This is a genomic window from Microcystis sp. MC19, assembly GCF_003019735.1.
GTDB lineage: Bacteria > Cyanobacteriota > Cyanobacteriia > Cyanobacteriales > Microcystaceae > Microcystis.
Genome location: NZ_CP020664.1, coordinates 2,723,987 through 2,744,200 on the forward strand (window position 1 = coordinate 2,723,987; position 20,214 = coordinate 2,744,200).

The following is a 20,214-nucleotide window of genomic DNA, read 5'->3' on the forward strand; positions in this document are numbered from 1 at the left end:
TCTCCTGTTTCCTGTCTCCTGAGAGCTAAAATAACCGATAACTGAAAATGCCAAATTCCCCAACAAACTCGCAATTAAAGCCTAATAGCCCAAAAATTCTCGCTGTTGTCAACGGTAAAGGTGGTGTGGGTAAAACCACCACTGCGGTTAATTTAGCGGCAATTTGGGGGCAGAATCAGCGTGTTTTGCTGGTGGATGCGGATCCGCAGGGTTCCTCCACTTGGTGGGTGGAAAGAAATCAAGCGGGTATGGTATTTGATTTAGCCAAGCAAATCAATACAGAGAAATTAGGAGAATTGCGTCAAATTATCGAGTACGATCTGATCGTGATTGACACACCACCAGCTTTGCGCTCCGAATTACTTACGGCAGTAATAGCAGAATCAGATTATTTAATTTTACCGACTCCTCCCGCACCGATGGATTTAATGGCTTTAATTGACACGGTACGCACGGCAGTTAAACCCCTAGGAATTGCCTATCGGGTTTTATTAACAAAAGTGGATTCTCGTAGTCTTAAGGAAACTTTAGAAGCACAAAATACTTTATTAGAATTAGGTATTCCCGCCTGTCATGCTTTTGTCAGAAATTATAAGGCCCACGAAAAAGCCGTTTTAGACGGGGTTGCTATTACCAATTGGCGGGGTAAAAACGCCCAAGAAGCCAGCGCCGATTATCGTCGTGTGGCCGAAGAATTAGAACGGGATTGGTAGATTTAAGGACAGGTTTTCTAAGGACAATATTTTTGCAGTAAAGAAATGACTAAATTTAGACCATCGGGCTGAACTTGAACAGTATAGGCTTCCGCTTCAATTTGTCGGCTAAAACCCTCATAATTCATAAAAAATCTTCTGGTCATTGCCGGGGGTTCTATGCCTAAATTAAGAGCTTTAACTGTTTTGCCTCCATGACAAAGTTGAGCAGCATGGACAGCTTCATGAATTAATGTTGGTCGGGCAATACCTAAGTCAAAAACTAGGGGATGAATCCAAATAATTCTAGTTTTACTATCAAATAAACCATAGGCTTCTCGCACTGGTGGCGGGGCAATTTTGACGATGAAATTGTGTTTTTCTAGAGCTTTTTGCAGTCGGAGAAAATCAGGATTTGCCGCCGCTAAATTTTCTCCTGTGGCTAATTGCATTCCTAGAAAAACAGCAGCGATTGTGTAATAAATGCCCATCCGGTGATAGTTCCTATTAAAGAAAAATCAAAATTAGCAGGAGGTTATTCATTGATGAATCGAACCATCGGGGAGAATTGTTCCTGTTAAAATTGCTCCAGTTAATTTCACCATAATACGCTTACCAAAGCCAATTTTTGCCCCGCGTAAATCTGCCGCCGACAGATCCGCCCCGCTTAAATCCGCCCCGATGAGATTGGCTTCCTGTAAATTTGCGCCTTTAAGGTTAGCTTCGAGGAGATTGGCGCGAAAAAGATTAGCTTTATACAGATTAGCTTTTTCTAGGTTAATTTTGTGCAGGAAGCTATCGCTTAAGTCGGCATGGCTTAAATCTGCCCCGATGAGACTGCGACTAGAGAGATCTTTTTCTTTCAGGTTAGCTCCCTGTAAATCGGCTCCGTTTAAATCCCGATAGTGAGGGCGCCAGGCGGCATGATTGTGGACCTGATGGTTATTCTGGGAGTGGCTGTGTTGACTATGGGTTTGTTGACTATGGGTTTGTTGACTATGGGTTTTATGACTATGGGTTTGTGAATTTTGGCTGGGTTGGCTAGGGTGAGGCTGATAGGGGGAGGCAGTTTTATAGGCGTGGGCGGGCTGTTTTTCAGTTTTAGGGGCGGAATTGGATCGTTTAGGAGAATTTTGATGAATTTCCCGCAATTGTTCCCTAGCTTGGTTAATTTCTTGCAGTTTAGCAGTGGCTTTTTCCAAAAGACGCTGATTATCTTTGGGAATGCGATCGGGATGCCAAATAAACACCAAATCTTTGTAGGCTTGATTGATCTCGTCGAGAGATGCCCCATGATCTAACCCTAAAACTTTATAGTATCGCTCCAATTCTTTCATTATCGAAGTCCTAATACAAGGAAAAAGCATTAATGGCTACAATTTCTCTGCGTCTTGTCGGATTTTCTAGGAGAGGATTTCTTTCAGCATAATTTGACTCTCGGAGAGTTGCCATAAAATTTTAGAAAATGTCTGGTAATTAAGAAAATCTCGTTTTTCTATCCTGTTTTGGATCGTAACTGTATAGCACATAACAGCAAAACTAGCAAGTTTTTGATACAAAACTTAATTTTTGCTGTGGGGAAGTGGGGAGGTGGGGTGTGGGGAAGTGGGGAGGTGGGGTGTGGGGAAGTGGGGAGGTGGGGAAGTGGGGAAGTGGGGAAGTGGGGAAATTGAACTAAAACCCCAAAACCCCAACACCCCAAAACCCCAACACCTAAAACCTGCCGACCGCCGACCGCCTCCCGACTGCTGTATGATAAAACTTGTCCCGATAGGATAAATCAAGGTTGTGAAATTTGGTCAGTGGTTGGGGTTTATCTGTTTAATAATGGCTCTGTATGTATTGTGGCAGATTCGACAGCTGTTATTATTGATTTTTATGGCGATCGTGTTTACCGTAGCCTTAAATAGATGTGTGAAAGGATTGCAGAGATTGGGGATTAAAAGGGGTTTGGCTATTTTAATCACCCTGCTGACGAGTCTAGCAATTGTGATTTTATTTTTTATAATTATCGTTCCCCCCTTTATCGAACAGTTTCAAAAATTAATTGAACTTTTACCGAAAGCTTGGGATTTAGTCCGTAATAACTCGATTCGATGGCGACAACAATTCCAATTTGATTGGTTGCCATCGCTGCCTAATTTAAGTGATTTAGTCCAGCAGTTACAACCTTTAGGAACCTTTGTTTTTAGTAACTTTTTTACTTTCTTTTCTAACTCAGTAGCGGCCATTTTGCAATTATTATTCGTGCTGGTGTTAGCAATGATGATGTTAGTCAACCCCCAACCCTATCGACAAGCTTTTTTAAAATTATTTCCTAACTTCTATCGTCGTCGTGCCGAGGAAATTCTTACCCTATCGGAAGCGGGTTTAGGTAATTGGTTGTTGGGAATTGCCATTAGTTCAACTATGGTAGGATTATGCAGTGGTTTCGGTCTTTTGCTTCTACAAATTAATCTAGTTCTCGTTCATGCTATCCTAGCAGGATTGCTCAATTTTATCCCTAATATCGGACCGACTGCTAGTGTGATTTTTCCCATTCTAATTGCTGTTATCGATGCACCTTGGAAAATTGTCGCTATTCTGATTCTCTATTTTATTATCCAAAATGTCGAAAGTTATTTGCTGACACCCACTGTCATGGCTAAACAGGTATCTTTACTACCAGCAATTACCCTAATCGCTCAAATTTTCTTCGCTCAAATATTTGGCATCTTAGGTTTATTATTGGCTTTACCTTTGACAGTGGTAGTAAAAACATGGTTAGATGAATTATTATTCAAAGACATTTTAGATCAATGGGATCACGGCCATAACAAATCTTAAATAATCTCGGCAAAAACCATGAAATTAATTATTCTTACTCTCGTTATTTTATCTAATGTTTTTGCTGCTCTCCCAGCTAAGTCTGAAACGGTTCTAGAAAAAATTAAACGCACGGGATTATTAGAAGTAGCTATGAGAGAAGATGCGATTCCTTTTGGCTATCGAGATAGTAATAATAATTTGCAGGGATTATGCTTAGATTTTATCCAATTGCTCAGGGAGGAACTCAAGCATAAATTAAACCTCCGAATCATCAGTGTCAAAATTTATAAATCAACTTTATTTAATCGCTTCCAGTTATTGGAAAATAAAACCGTTGATTTCGAGTGTGGTCCGAATAGTATCAGAAAAAATATACCCAATGGTGTCAGTTTTTCCCGTCCTTTTTTTGTGACGGGAACTCAGTTTTTAGTTCGGAGTGATAATCAGGATAATTTTAACTTTTCTTCGTCCTTAGAAGGTATAAGTATTGGAGTTTTGCGAGATACCAGCACTCAAGAATTATTAAGACAAAAATATCCTCTTGCTACCTATCAGGAATTTCAAGGAGTGACGGGAAGACTGCGGGGTATCCAAAGTTTAAGAAGGAATAGAATAGATGCTTTTGCTAGTGATGGCATTCTGCTAATTGGAGAAGCTGTCATTCTCGGTTTATCCTTAGAACAAGATTATCAACTTATACCCCGCAATCCTTTAAATTGTGATTATTATGGTTTCATTCTTCCCGCTAATGATCCCCAATGGCAAGAGTTTATTAATGGGGTTATCGTCACCAGTGAGAACAGAAATATTTTTAAAAAATGGTTCGCTGAAGTTGCTTCCTATTTTAGAGATACCTGGCAGTATTGTCGTAATAATCCCGAAAAATCCCAGTAAAACTTAGCGATTATGCTCAAAAAAAATTATTTATTTTGGTTAATTGGTTGCGCTACAATAATCCTGTTTATTTGCAGCAGCATCAGACATATTTTATTTCAATCTAACGCTCTCGATCTTGGTTGGTTTGATCAGGGAGTTTACCTAATTTCTCAAGGTAAACTACCGATTATATCTTTTGTTGACTACCATATTTTAGGCGATCATATCGCTTTTATTCTCTATCCTATAGCCTTACTTTATAAAATTTATCCGAGCGTTTATTGGCTGCTTTTATTGCAAGCTTTTTCCCTTTCCCTTGCCGCTTTTCCCCTCTGGCAATTGGCAATACAAGCGGGATTAAAAGAAAAACAAGCTTATACATTAGCCTTAGTTTATCTGCTCTATCCCCTGATTTTTAATGTTAATCTCTTTGATTTTCATCCTGAAGTGATCGCAGTGCCAGCGATTTTTTGGACAATTTTGGCCGCAAGATTAAATAATCTCTGGGGATTTTGTCTAGGAATCATTGTTATTCTCGGTTGTAAAGCAATTCTCTCTTTAACATTGTTGGGAATGGGTATCTGGTTACTTCTCTGGGAAAAGAAAAAAATCTCGGGAATAATTGCTATTATTAGCGGCATTCTTTGGTTTATTATCACCACGAAGTTATTAATTCCTCTCCTGACAGGAAAATCAGCAGTTATTGAAATGGCCGATTCTCGATATAGTTATCTAGGAGATAGTTTACCAGCAATTATCTTTAATCTTTTCCTCAAACCCGATCTTGTCTTGGGAAAAATCTTTACTGGCAATAATCTAGAATACCTCATCCTATTATTTATTCCCTTACTTTGGGGTTTATCTTGGCGCTATTCTGCCCCAATAATTGCTGCTATTCCCGCACTCGCTTTAAATTTATTAGCAGATCATGCCCCACAAAAAAACTTAACCACTCAATATTCCCTGCCAATTTTGCCCTTTTTATTTCTAGCGGTTATCGCCACTTTAGCCCATAATAGCAGCTGGTTGAAGCAGCCTAAATGGATAATTACTTGGGCAATTATTGCCTTTTTTGCCTTAGCTAAATACGGCTATTTTTGGTCACTGTATTTAAATTCCCTCGATACTTGGTCCGCCACCCAAAAAGCTCTCACCCAAATTACCACCAATGAGAGTGTCTTGACTACTTCTAGAATTGCCCCCCATCTTACCCATCGAGAAATGATCAAATTAGCGATCGAAGGTTCCCAATCCCTAGATTTAAATCAATTTAATTATATTCTACTCGATCGCCGTCATCCCGGTTGGTCTAGTTCACCAGAACTAATTGATGATCACTTAAATAAACTGAATCAAAATGAGAACTTCCAGTTAATCCTTAATCAGGATGATGTGTTTTTATATCGGGCCTTGACAACCCCTCAAGAAACAAAATAATTTTTCGTTCCACCAATTCCAATAAATTTTCTTTATCGATGGGAAACCAGATAATATCAGCATCGGCACGAAACCAAGTGCGCTGACGTTTGGCAAATTGACGGGTATGGAGGATAATTAAATCGATCGCCTGTTCTAAAGAAATTTCTCCGAGGAGATATTGCTTAATCTCTGCATAACCCAAAGTCTGCAAAAGTGGCAAATCCCAACCGTATTTATCCCCCAAATTCTGCACCTCTGCTACTAATCCTTTTGCAATCATTTGATCAGTACGAACAGTGATCCGCTTGTCTAAACTTTCTGGGGAACAATCTAAACCAATTTGTAAAATTGGATAAGTGGGAGGGTTTTCTCCCTGCTGACTAGAAATAGGTTTTCCTGTCAGATAAAAAACCTCTAAAGCGCGTAAAGTCCTTACCTGATCATGGGGATGAATTTTTTTAGCAGCCTCCTCATCTACCTGCGTCAGAATTTGATAAAGATAGGATTGTCCTAAAGCTTGTAATTGCTGTCTTAAATCCGCTTGAGGAGAAACCCTCGGTATTTTTAAACCTTTGACAATGGACTTGATATAAAGTCCCGTACCACCGACCAAAAACAGAGGAGAATAGTGGAGAGTGGTGATTAAATCCTCAGCCTGTTCTTGGTACTGTGCTAGGGTAAAATTATCTTGAGGAGCGCAAATATCAATTAGATAATGGGGAATCCGCTGACATTCTTCTAAGCTAGGTTTAGCGGTACCAATATTAAATTCTCGATAGATTTGTCGGGAATCGGCACTGAGAATTACTGAATTAAACTTTTCGGCCAATTGTAGTGCCAAACTGGATTTTCCTGTGGCAGTTGCCCCACAAATAACAATTAAAATAGGTAAAGAGGAAGTAGTCATCGACGCTACATGACAGTAATCAGTAATCAGTGAACAGTAATCAGTAATCAGTGAACAGTAATCAGTAATCAGTGAAAAGACAGGACTGTTAAGCTAAGTGGGTGGGTGGAATTAAATATAAGATCAACGTAGGTTGGGTTGAAGCATGAAACCCAACGTCCGCTCATGTTGCGCTACCGCTAACCCATCCTACAAATAATTGTGCCTCCCTACTTAAGACGCATTTAAACTGGGTATTGTGAAGCTGATTAACAGGGGTACATCCCACATTAATTATCAGTGACTCTTAAATTATTACAGATATATCAGCAGCTATCTGTAAGCATCCCACCGAAAAACTAATGCGCTTCGGGGTTTGGGTAGGGTTGATTCATGAATCAACCCTACCTTGAATCAACCCTACCTTGAATCAACTTTAGGAGAAAGTTTCCGCTTAAAAATCCCAAATTACATGAGTAGAAAACGGGTTTCTCCGAGAAACCCGTTTTCTCTGTGTGGGATTGACAAAAATTGAGATGCACCCGATTAACAGCTATCAAAAAAAACAGCACCCTGATGGATGCTGTTTGTCAAGAAAATGTTACAAAACTTAAGCTAAAGCCGCCATTTTCACATCGTTATTAGCGAGGATATTTTGCAACTCCTCCGCGTCCACGGTTTCTTTTTCCACTAACATTTGCGCTAACTGGTCTAAGATGGCGCGGTTATTGACTAAAACCTCTTTAGCGCGACGATAGGCCTGTTCCACTAAGTTACGCACTTCCTCGTCAATAGCTGCCGCAGTTTCATCGGAGAAATCTCGATCGGAAGCGATATCACGACCTAGGAAAACATTACCATTTTGACGACCTAAAGCCACCGGCCCTAGGCGATCGCTCATGCCGAAACGAGTTACCATTTGCCGCGCTACTCGTGCCACCTGTTGCAGGTCATTAGAAGCACCCGTAGTCACTTCTTCCTCACCGAAGATAATTTCTTCCGCTAAACGACCCCCCAAAGCTACAGCCATCTGATTTTGCAGATAAGCGCGAGAATATAACCCGGATTCCATGCGATCCTCGCTGGGAGTGAACCAAGTTAAACCCCCAGCGCGACCGCGAGGAATAATACTAATTTTTTGGACGGGATCGTAATCCGGCATTAAAGCACCCACCAAAGCGTGACCAGCTTCATGGTAAGCAACTAAAGTTTTGCGTTTTTCACTCATGACGCGATTTTTCTTCTCAGGACCTGCTAGAACACGATCGATCGCATCGTTGATCTCATCCATGGAAATCTCGGTTAAATTGCGACGTGCCGCTAAAATTGCGGCTTCGTTGAGCAAATTAGCCAGATCCGCACCGGTAAAACCGGGGGTACGACGGGCGATTTTATCGAGATCCACGTCTTGGGCCAAAGTTTTGCCTCTGGAGTGGACATTAAGGATTTCCTTACGGCCAGCGTAATCGGGACGATCCACCACCACTTGGCGATCGAAACGACCCGGACGTAATAAAGCGGCATCCAGCACATCGGGGCGGTTAGTGGCGGCGATAATGATAATACCTGTATTACCTTCAAAACCGTCCATTTCCGTTAATAATTGGTTGAGGGTTTGTTCCCGTTCATCGTTACCACCCCCTAAACCGGCACCCCGTTGACGACCGACAGCATCAATCTCATCGATAAAAACTATACAAGGTGCATTCGCTTTCGCTTGTTCAAATAGGTCGCGGACGCGAGAAGCACCCACCCCGACGAACATTTCCACAAATTCCGAACCGGAAATGCTAAAAAACGGGACTCCTGCTTCTCCAGCTACTGCGCGAGCGAGCAGGGTTTTACCTGTCCCCGGAGGACCGACTAAAAGGACTCCTTTGGGGATTTTTGCCCCAATTGCCGTGAAGCGATCGGCATTTTTGAGGAAGTCCACCACTTCGTTTAATTCTAATTTTGCCCCTTCAATCCCGGCCACATCACCGAAAGTAACCTGGGTTTGGGGTTCCATCTGTACTCTTGCTTTCGATTTGCCGAAGTTCATCGCTTGGGAACCGGGGCCACTTTGGGCGCGACGGAGCAAGAAAAATAGACCAACAAGAAGCAATATAGGGAAAAATAGGCTACTGAAGGCTCTTACCCATACTCCTTCTTCTCTTTGGGGCAGTACGGAAATATCAACGTTATTTTCTGCCAAGATGTTGATTAATTGCGGATCGTTGGGCAGGTTAACTAATACATTTGCTCCATCTTGGGTGGGTACGATCGCCCGTTGCCGGTCGGCACTTAAGCGCACGGTTTCTACTTTACCTTCCCGTACTTCCTGTAAAAATTCACTATACTTCCAAGTCTGTTGCACTGCTGGCTGGCGATCAAAGAAAGCTGAGGCCAAGGCAAGGACTACGATTAACAATAGGGCATATAGTCCCGCATTGCGCCATTTTTTGTTATTACCGTTTTTGTTCACGCTGTCGAACTCCTGATAAATTGGGGATGATCTTATCGGTTGTTAAGGGGTTGTTAACTTATGTTAACGTTTCTCAGGAACAGTGGACAGGTTTTTTTTTAATATGCCTGTTCTGGTCCTGCATGAGGGTTAGCTGTTGGGGGTGGGGGAGTATGTCAATGTGACTCTCCTAGACCGAGTATGATCAATTTGTAACAAAATGCCAAAATACTGCATAAAAGCTGCAAGTGGAACGATAGAGAGTTTAGTTGACCTCCACGGGGAGTAGCTAGATGAAAAAACGAGAGACTTTGCTGGAGAAGTTTTGTTGCTTTTTAGTTTTGCAGCAAAATAGGACACAATGGAATTGCGATCGGCGTTTGCGTCGTAACATGGAAAGCTATGGCCCAATCGATCCTAATGTCGAGTCCGAGGAGTATTGGTCCCTATTCTTTCACCAACAGTATCAGAATCACGGTTCCCAAAATCATCTTTTCCGTGGGCATTTATACGCTTATTTGCAGGAACCTTGCTACTGGGCTGCTGCCGAAATCTATCAAAAATATCAAGCTAAACTAGATTATCAGATCGAAGACTACTTTAACGAAGGAATTCTTGGTTTTGAGGCTATCTTAGCTGACTTTAAGCCTTTATTCTCCACTCGCTTCGATAATTTTGCCACTCAGAGGATTAAATATCGCTTAATCGATCGCATCCGTCAGATTAGTCAAGCATTCGGCCATAATACTTGGAGCCTACTACTTAATTCTACCGGAGCGCGTCTCAGCCAAGCTCTCCTGGCGAGGGGATTAGTGGGGGAAACTCTCGAAAATTACCTTTTAGCTTGGGATTACTATAAAGAAATTTATGCCCAGGCAAAAATCAAAACCGATGGTAAAATTCAGGAACCTAGTCCAGAAATCTGGCAAAAAATCGCCGCTGCTTATAACTCGGATAGCCACTCTACCATCAAAATCAATTCTGCGACAATTACCCGATGGTTAAAGGATGCGGGACAAGCTATTTTTGATCATTTATTTCCCCAAGGAAAAACAATTTCTCTACAGCAACCTTTAGGGGGTGGGGAAAGTAGCACGAGGGAAGAAATGATCGAAGATACTCTCCATAATAACCCTTGGCAGCAATTGGAAGCGGCGGAAAATTTTCGCGAGTCGCAACAAAATCACCAAAAAATTCTAGCTTGGTTACGCGCAGAAATTTCACAGATTTGTCAGCAGCCGCAACAGGCAAAACTGCATCCGCAAATTCAGTTAATTCTAGAGATGACTTATGGTTCAGGGTTGGGACAAGTGGCAATTGCCGCTAAGATTACAGAAATCACCACGGTGGTTATCAAACAATATCAGGTTTCTAGGGAACTGGATAAAGTTTATCGTCACCTCGCTAAAAAGTTTTTACCCTGGGCCAGCGAAAACCTGCATATTTCTTTCCAGTCTCACGATAGAGAAGTTATTAGTAAGGCAATAGAACCATGGCTAACATACTACTATCAAACCAGCGCAACAACTCAGGAGGATTAATTATGGTTAATGATTGGTTAGAACTAACTCCTGATAGCATTTGGCTAGAAATACCCGCAGATATTCAAGAGATAAGTTGGGCAAAGAGTGCCAGTTTTACTGATGCCAGTATTCGTCAGAGATTTTATATTAATTATCTCTGTCAACAAGTTATTTTTAACTATCTACAGTCAGGGATTACAGGGGTTAGCTTAGTAGAAAATCAAGAGGATTTCTGGCAACTAGGAGTTAATGGTTTTACCGTTAAATTAGGCGAAAAGTCAGTAATAGTTATTGCCAGCGAAACTCTGGATCTAGAAGCGATCGAAATTCCTCAAGAATGGGTAGATATTCCTCAATTAATTGGTGATTATTATCTAGCGGTACAGGTAAACACTGCCGAAAGTTATCTGAGAATTTGGGGTTATACTACCCATAAAGATATTAAGGAAAAAGGACAATATATTAAGCGTAATCTTAACTACTCTCTACCGAGAAATCAACTGCAATCAGGATCAGATTCTTTGGATTTATGGGGAGAGTGTCAATTACAAGCAGTTAAGATTGAACGGGAAAAGATGGAAGAAAAACTATCTTTAGATAGATTGACAACCTTACTAGACATCTTAGCTAATCCTCAGTTAATCTTTCCCAGAAAAGCCGTTACTTTTCAAGAATGGGCAGCAGTTATCGTCAATAGTAACTGGAGAAAAATTTTAATTACCCGTCGGCAAAAATCCCCCGTCAAGTTAACCAATTGGTTTACTGATAATTTCCCCATTGATTGGCAAAGTATTCTCAATTTTAGCTCACTGTCACTGGTTCCAGCTTTCAAAAATACAGAAATTAAACGCATCAAAGATTTAGGAGTAGAATTACTGGGAAATCCCCTCGCTTTGATGATTACTATCGCTAAAACTGAAGAAGTATTTAGCCTGCAAGCGACTGTTTACCCCACCGGAGAAACAAGCACTTTACCCCCCCATTTAAAATTAACTATTCTCACCGAAACTGGTCAGGTTTTTCGAGAAGTAATTGCCACAGATAACGATGAATTTATTCGTTATCGATTTGATGCTGAATTGGGGGATAAATTCTTTATTGAAGTGGCCTTAGAATCGGCAAGAGTAACCGAATATTTACAAGTATAAGCGAGGAAAAACTTAATGATTAAACTCCTAACTCTCGAACTAGATGGCACATTTGATCGGGGATTTAAAGTAAAATTAGAAATTCGTCCCGATCTTAATTCTCGTCCCCAAACTGTGATCAAAGCAAGGCTACCAGCTAATTTAGAGTTATTAACTCTTTACCGTCAATGGCAACGTCACTATAGTGAATTAGAGGGATTTTTTAAAGTCTTAAAAGATAGCAATCCCCAACAAATTACCAATAGTTCTCAGCAGAGTTTAGTCTTTAAAAACTGCCAAGAAAAAGCCAAATTATTTGAGGATAACTTAAACAAATGGTTGAATAATAGCCCAGAATTTGAAACGATCAAAACCGCAATTCTGCGCTCTGGCAATAACTTTCGTATCTGGTTACAAACCGATAATATTTGGCTGCAAAGATTCCCCTGGGAAAAATGGGAAATCCTCCAAAATACCGGCGCAGATATAGCCATTATTGTCTCGGAATACGATACCTTAACCAGACAATTAAAAAATCATGAAAAAATTCGGATTTTAGCCATTTTAGGCTATGCCACCGACTTAAGATTTCTCGAAGAAGATCGCAAAACTTTAGACGATATTGCGGGAAAAGCAGGAGCAGAAATTATCTGGGAAAAAGCCCCTCACCCGCAAAAATTAAATCAGTTATTGCGTCAAGAAACTTGGAATATCCTCTTTTTTAGCGGTCATAGTGCCAGTACAGAAGATGGTCAAGATTGCGAAATTCAACTAACAGAAACTCATAAATTAAAGATAGCTGATTTTAGCTTTTCTCTGGGAGAAGCCACTAAAAACGGGTTAAAGTTAGCGATATTTAACTCCTGTGATGGTATCGGTTTGGCACAACAACTATCACGGGAAAAAGGGATGGCATTACCCCATCTAATCTTTATGCGCGAGAAATTACCCGATCCCGTTTCTCCCAAATTTCTGCAATACTTTTTAACCGCTTTTACCAATAATAAATCTCTCTATAGCGCCGTACATGAAGCCCAAAAAAATCTCCACGATGACTGGGAAAAAGACTATCCCTGTGCCAGTTGGCTGCCCGTAGTTTGCCCCAATCCCACCGAAGAACCCCCCACTTGGCATAGTTTCAGTAACTCCCCTCAAAAACAACAAAATTGGCGACGATTCGCTCTAACTTTCGGTTTAGGTTTAGCCGTAGCCATGACAGTCTTGGCAATAAGAGAAACAGGAATTTTAGAACCCTTAGAATTAAATATTTATGATCGTCTGATGCAACTAAAACCCAAAGATAAACCCGATGAAAGATTATTAATTATTACCATTGATCGCCAAGATTGGGAATATCAAGATCGCATGGGTATGAAAAGACCAACAATACCGGGAAGCGATCAAAAACGTTCCCTCGCAGGAGAAGCATTATCGCAGCTTTTAAATAAATTACTGCCCTACGAACCGCAAATTATCGCCTTAGATATCCTCCGTCCCATCGCTGCCAGTCAAGATTATCCACCCCTAGCCAAACAATTACAAAATACTCCTAATTTTATCTCGATTTGTAAGTTTAATAATTACCCGCAACCGGACGGATTTCCCCCACCACCGGAACTGCCAAAAAATCAGAGTGGTTTTAGTAACATAGTCCCAGACGAAACCATTGCCGGAGTTCCCCGAATTCGTCGTTTTTTATATCAGGCAAAACTCGATCGCACCTCTCCCTGTCTTCCCCCGGATTCTTTGGCCAAAGTTGACTCAATGTCCTGTAATTTTAAAGATTATGCTCCTAGTTTTAGTCTCCTAATTGCCAAACGATATCTAGAATCCCAGAATCAAGATTTTGACTGCAATAAACTGGAGCGGGGAATTCTAGAAATTAATATCGGGGATACTCATCTCGGTGACTGGCTACAATCCAACCGCGGCCCCTATAGAACCAGTCAATCCGATACCCGATCCGGCCGTCAAGTTATGCTCGCTTACCGTCGAATCGCCGATAATGGCAGCGATGCAATCACAAAAATTGCCCCGAAAAAATCTCTCCAACAGGTTTTAGATCCGCGTTTTAATTCCGAATCAGTCCGGGAAAAAATTGTCCTGATTGGAGTAACAGAACCCGGGATTGATGATTTTTTAACCCCCTTTAGTCGCAACCCATCGGAAGCAATTCCGGGGGTTTATTTGCACGCGCACGCAGTCAGTCAAATTCTCGATACAATGACAGGAAAACGTACCTCGATCGCTTTTTGGAATCCCCTACAGGAGGCTTTCTGGGTGCTAGGTTGGTCCCTGGTGGGGGGATTATTAACGTGGCGTTTTCTTCGGGTAAAAACGGTACTTTTGACAGTGGTGATCGCTGTGATTTCCCTTACTGGTATCGGTTGGCTTCTCTTTAGTTATTTCGGTCTCTGGGTTCCGATTATTCCCCCAGCGATCGCACTTCTCACCACCTCCAGTATCTTCTTTTTTCTTCGTTCTTATACTAAATCCGTTAAGTAACGCACAGAAAACGGGTTTCTCGGAGAAACCCGTTTTCTACTATTTAAAATAGCTAGGTAACAGCCATGATCAAACCTTCGATCGCCCTCATCCTTCTTTTCTCCCTACTGCCTCAACCCGGGTTAACCCTTATCACCCCGGCTGCCGGAAATATTTCTAATCATCCCATTCTGACGGCACAGGGCGATCGGGAGCTTACCGAGGAGCAATTCCTACAACGAGTCACCGTTCGGATTACTAGCGAGACAAATCGGGGATCGGGGACGATTATCGCTAAAAAAGGCGATAATTACCTTATCCTAACCAACGCCCACGTTACCCGCAACACGAAAACCCTACAGGTACAAACTTACGACGGCCACAGCCGTGCGGCCCGCATTGTCCCCAATTCCCTATCGGAGAATCAAGATCTCGCTCTGCTGGAGTTTAGCGATACCCGGGACTATTCGATCGCCACCATCGCGGAGTTTACCCCCAATCAAGACAGGATCGGTTTAGAAGTGGTGGCCGCGGGATATGTTGCCGAAACGGGACAGTATCGGACGACAAAGGGAACCCTCGAACAGGTGAGCGATCGACCCCTCCGGGAGGGCTACAGCGTCGGTTATAGTGGCGATATCGTGCAGGGAATGAGCGGCGGCGGCATTTTTGTCGATGGGGAGTTAATCGGCATTAACGGGCGATCGGCCCATCCGATTCTCTCTAACTACATCTACGAAGACGGCACAAAACCCACAGACGCAGAAATCCAACAGATGAGAGCGGTTAACTGGGGCATTCTCCTTCATACCCTATTAACCTACATCCGGCCCGAAATCCTCAGCGCCTATAACCTACCTCTACCGCCGGTGAACCCCGATATAGAAACCACCGCCCCTACTGACTATATCGCCGAATTAGAAACAAAAGCCAAGGGTTTCACCGTGCGGATTGATAGTACGAGCGGTGGAAACGGTAGCGGTGTCATTATCGCTAAAGAAGGGAATATTTACACGGTTTTAACCGCCGATCACGTCTTCTGCGAAAAAATCAAAGGCACAAACACCTGTGCCAATTTCACCTACACCGTCGTCACCAGCGACGGCAAAACTCGAAACATCGAGAAAAGCACCATCATCCGGCAGGAAGGGGTAGATTTAGCAGTTTTTCAGTTTGAAAGCCTGGACAATTATCCCGTTGCGGAAATAGCGAATTATAACCCAAATACCGGTGATTTTGTTTTCGTAGCAGGCTTCCCTAAAATTGGACAAAATCCCTCGAAATGGTTGTTTAGTGGCGGTAGAATTCACGATAAAGAAACGGGATTAATACAAACCCGCCAAAGTGACTTAAGCACGCAACAAAGTGGAACATTACAAAGTGTTGCTTCTTTAACCGGAGGCTATGAATTAGTTTATACCAGCATCACATTTGGGGGCATGAGTGGCGGTGCAGTCTTAGACTCCCAGGGGAGAGTAATAGGGATTCATGGAAGTTCGGAAACAGCAGGGGTAACGGAAATTCAGCTAGGGTTTAGTTTAGGGATTCCCATTAGCACTTTTATCGGATTGCAAGAAAGATTGAAGGTAAAACCGCAATTATTAACCACTGCTCAACCCCAAGTTAGTCCGCAACAACAACAAGAAATTATTCAAGCGATTACTGGTGTTATTGTCCCTAATACCAATGCGAAGGCGGATATTTGGATAGAAAGGGGGGGACAATTATGGCGGTTATTCAGGTTTGAGGAAGCAATTAAAGCCTTTGATGAAGCGATTAAGCAAAATGACCCCGAGAATGTCTATTTAGCCTGGTATGGGAAGGGATTAGCGTTATTTGAATTACGCGAACATCAACCAGCTATAGAAGCTTTGCAACAAGCGATTAATACCTTACCTAAACGGGAAGATTTAAAGAAGTTTCACAGTAGTATTTTACAACGGCAAAGTGTAGTTTATCGCTTTTTAGGTGACTTCTCAACAAGTGCTGGTAGAGAAAGAGAAGCCAGAGAAAATTATGAGCAAGCATTAACGGTGATTAATCAGGCGATTTCTCTGGTTCCCAATAACCCCAATTACTATAATGAGAAATGGTCAGTATTAAGTGAATTAAAACGCTATGATGAGGGATTAGCCGCAATTACTCAGGCAATTGAGCTCGCTCCCCGTGCTGCTTGGTATGTCAATCGGGGGATTCTTTACTATAACCAAAAAAAATACGAATTAGCATCAGACGATTACAACAAAGCCATTGAACTTAATCCTAATTCAGCTATGGCTTACAACAATCGGGGGAATATTTACTATGACCAAAAAAAATACGAATTAGCTTTAGCTGACTGGAACAAAGCCATTGAACTTAATCCTAATTTAGCTATGGCTTACAACAATCGGGGGAATATTTACTATGACCAACAAAAATACGAATTAGCTTTAGCTGACTGGAACAAAGCCATTGAACTTAATCCTAATTTAGCTATGGCTTACAACAATCGGGGGAATATTTACTATGACCAACAAAAATACGAATTAGCTTTAGCTGACTGGAACAAAGCCATTGAACTTAATCCTAATTTAGCTATGGCTTACAACAATCGGGGGCTTCTTTACTATAACCAACAAAAATACGATTTAGCCCTCTCTGACTACAACCAAGCTATTAAAATTAATTCTGATTTTGCTGAGGCTTACAACAATCGGGGGAATCTTTACCGTCGCCAACAAAAATACAAATTAGCATTAGATGACTACAACCAAGCTATTAAAATTAATCCTAATGATGCTGAGGCTTACAACAATCGGGGGAATCTTTACTATGACCAACAAAAATACGAATTAGCTTTAGCTGACTACAACCAAGCTATTAAAATTAATTCTGATTTTGCTGGGGCTTACTACAATCGGGGGAATATTTACTATGACCAACAAAAATACGATTTAGCCCTCTCTGACTACAACCAAGCTATTAAAATTAATTCTGATTTTGCTGAGGCTTACAACAGTCGGGGGAATCTTTACTCTGACTTGCAGAAATACGATTTAGCCCTCTCTGACTACAGCAAAGCCATTGACATTAATCCTAATTATGCTAATGCTTACAACAATCGGGGGATTCTTTACTCTGACTTGCAGAAATACGATTTAGCCCTCTCTGACTACAGCAAAGCTATTGACATTAATCCTAATTATGCTAATGCTTACTACAATCGGGGGCTTCTTTACCATAACCAGCAGAAATACGATTTAGCTTTAGCTGACTACAACCAAGCTATTGAACTTAATCGTAATTTAGCTATGGCTTACAACAATCGGGGGAATATTTACTATGACCAACAAAAATACGAATTAGCTTTAGCTGACTACAACAAAGCTATTGAACTTAATCGTAATTATGGTGAGGCTTACGCCAATCGTGGTATTTTATATGCCATATTAGGACAACCCGAAAAAGCAAAAATTGATCTACAACAAGCAGCTATATTATTCCGCCAACAGAATAATATGGCTGCTTATGAAAAGGTGATGCAGATTTTACAACAATTAGGGGGGTGAAATAGAAATCATCAATTATGGAAAGTCGAGAAATTATCAAAAAACCGAAGGATGAGGGATGGTATCAAGTAGGTACAACAGGAAGTCATCATCATTTTAAACATCCCCATAAAAAAGGGAAAGTGACTGTTCCTCACCCTAAAAAGGATATTCCCCTTAAAACCCTAATCAGTATCGAAAAACAAGCCGGTATTAAATTACGATAAAGGAGAAATCAATGATTACTTATTTAGCCACCGTTCATAAAGATAAACATAGTGATTATGGGGTACAATTTTATGACTTTCCGGGTTGTATTAGTGCAGGAGAAACCATCGAAGAAGCGAAAAAAATGGCAACTGAAGCCTTAAAAGGTCATATTTCCTTTATGTTGGCAGATGGGGACGAAATTCCCACCCCTAGCACCCTCGAAACCATTTTAACCGACGCGGATCATCAAGATGCGATCGCTTTTCTACTCATTGAGGTATCAGTAGTTCCGTAGGTTGGTTTGAGCGAATAAATATGTTAAGGAAAACCTCTCAATTCTCAGGAAAAGCGAAACCCAACACCCAACACCTAAATCCGTCTGAATCTTTTTGTTGGGTTTCCTTGGGTGTATTGTTGGGTTTCCTTGCGTCTATTGTTGGGTTTCCTTGGGTTTATTGTTGGGTTTCCTTACGTCAACCCAACCTACGAAACTGTAGCGACTGTCTTGATTGTCAAGGGGTAACTCAAAAAACAATCAAGGAGTTGCTGTCGAACCTAAAATCTCAAGCCAGAAAAAAGCGCAGCAAAAACTAAGTCGCTCAGGTTAAACCAAAGCAAGCGCAACCCTTGATCAGAGATAACAAAAAGTGTGAATCTCTAGGAACAAGGTGGTAAATTGTCAGCAAGCTGCCAAGGCTGATTTTGGCGAACCATTGCATTAAGAATAACTAAGATTTTCCGCACACAAGCAGTCAGAGCCAGTTTTTTTGATTTACCTCGTCCGACTAGGCGTTCGTAAAAAGTTTTAATCACCGGATTATGACGCATAGCTACCACCGCTCCCATGTAAAGAGTCGCCCGAATCTGAGCGCGACCTCCCTGAATCATTCGCTTACCTTTATGTTGACCACTATCATGATTAATCGGTGCGACACCGACTAAGCGAGAGATTTGTTTGGCGGTTAATTGACCGAGTTCTGGTAAGTCGGAGACGAGAGTAGTAGAAATTACTTGACCAATCCCCGGCACGGTTTTGAGTAAATTGACTTTCTCGAGCCATTGTTGGTTAGCTTGGGTCAATTCCTCAATTTCTTGATTGAGTTTTTCGAGGCAGTTATCGAGATACTCAAGATGGGCTTCGATATCGACCAAAGCTTTACCGCGAGCGCGTTCCCGTCGGTTTTTTTCGGCAGTCCGCATCTCGACAAGTTGCCGGCGACGACTAATTAAGTCGCCCAATTGACGAGATTCTTCCGACTCAACCGCTAATATTTGCGGTTGCATTGCTTCGCCAAAATGAGCTAAAATTTGAGCGTCAATGGCATCGGTTTTGGCTAATTTACCAGTGGCTTTAGCAAAGTCTCTTCCTTGACGGGGATTGATTAAGGCTACAGGTAAATCCGCTTCTTGTAATTGAATCACCAGTTCAGTTTCTAAACCTCCTGTTGCTTCCAGAACGATGAGGTTGACAGTGTAGGATTTTAGGGTTTCGACCAGTTTAGATATGTCCTCCTTTGTGTTAGCAACTTTCATCGCTTTACTGAGGGGACGAAGGTAAACATCTAGGGTCGCTTTACTAATGTCAATGCCTACCCATTGAGAGATATTTTCCATGATTAAACCTGAGAAATTGGCGGGATTAATGGTTCTTTTGGAGAGCATCCCCTTGATTTTACTCATCCTTGCCCGATACGGTCTCTTAGCTTAACAATTGATTGTTTTCGCCACGACCCCGGCGACTGTTCGAGTTTTGTCAGGGAGATTATGGTGGTGACCCTTGCTACGAAGCGGTCTTTTCCGACCAAGGTTGGGACGGTCTACCACCTCTCTCAATATACAAGGTTGGGTTGAGCGAATCAATATGTTAAAGAAAACCTCTCAATTCTCAGGGAAAGCGAAACCCAACAGCCAACACCTAAATCCGTCTGAATCTTTTTGTTGGGTTTCCTTGGGTTTATTGTTGGGTTTCCTTACGTCAACCCAACCTACTTTAGTTTCCTTGGGTGTATTGTTGGGTTTCCTTACGTCAACCCAACCTACGGTAGTTTCCTTGGGTCTATTGTTGGGTTTCGTGCCTCAACCCAACCTTGTATATTGAGAGAGGTGGTAGACCGTCCCAACCTTGGTCGGAAAAGACCGCTTCGTAGCAAGGGTCACCACCATAATCTCCCTGACAAAACTCGAACAGTCGCCGGGGTCGTGGCGAAAACAATCAA

At 41.8% G+C, this 20,214-nt stretch carries 15 protein-coding genes; 10 read left to right on the plus strand and 5 right to left on the minus strand.

Annotated features, from left to right (window positions below):
• The first annotated feature begins 47 nt into the window (after positions 1-47).
• On the plus strand, positions 48-713 hold the full coding sequence (locus tag B5D77_RS13835; protein ID WP_008205760.1) for a ParA family protein: 666 nt from the start codon (positions 48-50) through the stop codon (positions 711-713).
• Between the two features lie 17 nt (positions 714-730).
• Here B5D77_RS13835 and B5D77_RS13840 read toward each other — a convergent pair whose 3' ends face one another.
• Both B5D77_RS13840 and B5D77_RS13845 read right to left on the minus strand, forming a co-directional pair.
• Positions 731-1,183, minus strand: coding sequence for a hypothetical protein (locus B5D77_RS13840; protein ID WP_106909027.1), 453 nt, complete (start codon positions 1,181-1,183; stop codon positions 731-733).
• 48 nt (positions 1,184-1,231) lie between these two features.
• Complete coding sequence (locus tag B5D77_RS13845) at positions 1,232-2,029, minus strand: pentapeptide repeat-containing protein (protein ID WP_106909028.1); 798 nt, start codon at positions 2,027-2,029, stop codon at positions 1,232-1,234.
• Positions 2,030-2,480: 451 nt separating this feature from the next.
• Here B5D77_RS13845 and B5D77_RS13855 point away from each other — a divergent pair, with 451 nt between their 5' ends.
• From B5D77_RS13855 to B5D77_RS13865, 3 genes are read left to right on the plus strand one after another with little or no spacing between them, the layout of a single operon-like run.
• Complete coding sequence (locus B5D77_RS13855) at positions 2,481-3,518, plus strand: AI-2E family transporter (RefSeq protein WP_008205766.1); 1,038 nt, start codon at positions 2,481-2,483, stop codon at positions 3,516-3,518.
• 18 nt (positions 3,519-3,536) lie between these two features.
• Positions 3,537-4,394: an amino acid ABC transporter substrate-binding protein gene (locus B5D77_RS13860; protein ID WP_106909030.1), complete on the plus strand. Its 858-nt coding sequence runs from the start codon at positions 3,537-3,539 to the stop codon at positions 4,392-4,394.
• Between the two features lie 12 nt (positions 4,395-4,406).
• The gene (locus B5D77_RS13865) at positions 4,407-5,813 is read left to right on the plus strand and encodes a DUF2079 domain-containing protein (RefSeq protein ID WP_106909031.1); all 1,407 of its coding nucleotides are present in this window, start codon (positions 4,407-4,409) and stop codon (positions 5,811-5,813) included.
• On the opposite strand, the gene miaA is transcribed toward B5D77_RS13865, so the two are convergent.
• Both miaA and ftsH3 read right to left on the minus strand, forming a co-directional pair.
• Entirely contained in the window at positions 5,755-6,702 is a 948-nt protein-coding gene (miaA, locus tag B5D77_RS13870) for a tRNA (adenosine(37)-N6)-dimethylallyltransferase MiaA (protein WP_106909032.1), read from the minus strand. The genes B5D77_RS13865 and miaA overlap by 59 nt on opposite strands.
• A 589-nt stretch (positions 6,703-7,291) precedes the next feature.
• Positions 7,292-9,145 (minus strand): ATP-dependent zinc metalloprotease FtsH3, encoded by a 1,854-nt coding sequence (gene ftsH3 / locus B5D77_RS13875; RefSeq protein ID WP_002763074.1) that lies wholly within the window; start codon positions 9,143-9,145, stop codon positions 7,292-7,294.
• Positions 9,146-9,417: 272 nt separating this feature from the next.
• Here ftsH3 and B5D77_RS13880 point away from each other — a divergent pair, with 272 nt between their 5' ends.
• The 6 genes from B5D77_RS13880 to B5D77_RS13905 all read left to right on the plus strand — a co-directional run bounded on the left by B5D77_RS13880 (position 9,418) and on the right by B5D77_RS13905 (position 18,293).
• Positions 9,418-10,665 carry a sigma-70 family RNA polymerase sigma factor gene (locus tag B5D77_RS13880; protein WP_106909033.1) on the plus strand — a complete coding sequence of 416 codons (1,248 nt, stop codon included), beginning with the start codon at positions 9,418-9,420 and terminating at the stop codon, positions 10,663-10,665.
• A gap of 2 nt (positions 10,666-10,667) precedes the next feature.
• On the plus strand, positions 10,668-11,795 hold the full coding sequence (locus B5D77_RS13885; protein ID WP_106909034.1) for a DUF1822 family protein: 1,128 nt from the start codon (positions 10,668-10,670) through the stop codon (positions 11,793-11,795).
• Between the two features lie 15 nt (positions 11,796-11,810).
• A complete protein-coding gene (locus tag B5D77_RS13890; protein WP_106909035.1) occupies positions 11,811-14,279 on the plus strand; it encodes a CHASE2 domain-containing protein in 2,469 nt (822 codons plus the stop codon).
• 65 nt (positions 14,280-14,344) lie between these two features.
• Positions 14,345-17,809: a tetratricopeptide repeat protein gene (locus tag B5D77_RS13895; RefSeq protein WP_106909036.1), complete on the plus strand. Its 3,465-nt coding sequence runs from the start codon at positions 14,345-14,347 to the stop codon at positions 17,807-17,809.
• 17 nt (positions 17,810-17,826) lie between these two features.
• On the plus strand, positions 17,827-18,015 hold the full coding sequence (locus tag B5D77_RS13900) for a type II toxin-antitoxin system HicA family toxin (RefSeq protein ID WP_002784337.1): 189 nt from the start codon (positions 17,827-17,829) through the stop codon (positions 18,013-18,015).
• Positions 18,016-18,026: 11 nt separating this feature from the next.
• Positions 18,027-18,293, plus strand: coding sequence for a type II toxin-antitoxin system HicB family antitoxin (locus B5D77_RS13905; protein ID WP_106909037.1), 267 nt, complete (start codon positions 18,027-18,029; stop codon positions 18,291-18,293).
• 362 nt (positions 18,294-18,655) lie between these two features.
• On the opposite strand, the gene B5D77_RS26645 is transcribed toward B5D77_RS13905, so the two are convergent.
• Positions 18,656-19,612, minus strand: coding sequence for an IS110 family transposase (locus tag B5D77_RS26645; protein WP_216362947.1), 957 nt, complete (start codon positions 19,610-19,612; stop codon positions 18,656-18,658).
• Positions 19,613-20,214: the final 602 nt, after the last annotated feature.

Bases quoted from the DNA above. Each gene is read 5' to 3' on its own strand.
- B5D77_RS13835 (WP_008205760.1), top strand. From the start codon at position 48: ATGCCAAATTCCCCAACAAACTCGCAATTAAAGCCTAATAGCCCAAAA.
- B5D77_RS13840 (WP_106909027.1), bottom strand. From the start codon at position 1,183: ATGGGCATTTATTACACAATCGCTGCTGTTTTTCTAGGAATGCAATTA.
- B5D77_RS13845 (WP_106909028.1), bottom strand. From the start codon at position 2,029: ATGAAAGAATTGGAGCGATACTATAAAGTTTTAGGGTTAGATCATGGG.
- B5D77_RS13860 (WP_106909030.1), top strand. From the start codon at position 3,537: ATGAAATTAATTATTCTTACTCTCGTTATTTTATCTAATGTTTTTGCT.
- B5D77_RS13865 (WP_106909031.1), top strand. From the start codon at position 4,407: ATGCTCAAAAAAAATTATTTATTTTGGTTAATTGGTTGCGCTACAATA.
- miaA (WP_106909032.1), bottom strand. From the start codon at position 6,702: ATGACTACTTCCTCTTTACCTATTTTAATTGTTATTTGTGGGGCAACT.
- B5D77_RS13880 (WP_106909033.1), top strand. From the start codon at position 9,418: ATGAAAAAACGAGAGACTTTGCTGGAGAAGTTTTGTTGCTTTTTAGTT.
- B5D77_RS13885 (WP_106909034.1), top strand. From the start codon at position 10,668: ATGGTTAATGATTGGTTAGAACTAACTCCTGATAGCATTTGGCTAGAA.
- B5D77_RS13890 (WP_106909035.1), top strand. From the start codon at position 11,811: ATGATTAAACTCCTAACTCTCGAACTAGATGGCACATTTGATCGGGGA.
- B5D77_RS13895 (WP_106909036.1), top strand. From the start codon at position 14,345: ATGATCAAACCTTCGATCGCCCTCATCCTTCTTTTCTCCCTACTGCCT.
- B5D77_RS13900 (WP_002784337.1), top strand. From the start codon at position 17,827: ATGGAAAGTCGAGAAATTATCAAAAAACCGAAGGATGAGGGATGGTAT.
- B5D77_RS13905 (WP_106909037.1), top strand. From the start codon at position 18,027: ATGATTACTTATTTAGCCACCGTTCATAAAGATAAACATAGTGATTAT.
- B5D77_RS26645 (WP_216362947.1), bottom strand. From the start codon at position 19,612: ATGGAAAATATCTCTCAATGGGTAGGCATTGACATTAGTAAAGCGACC.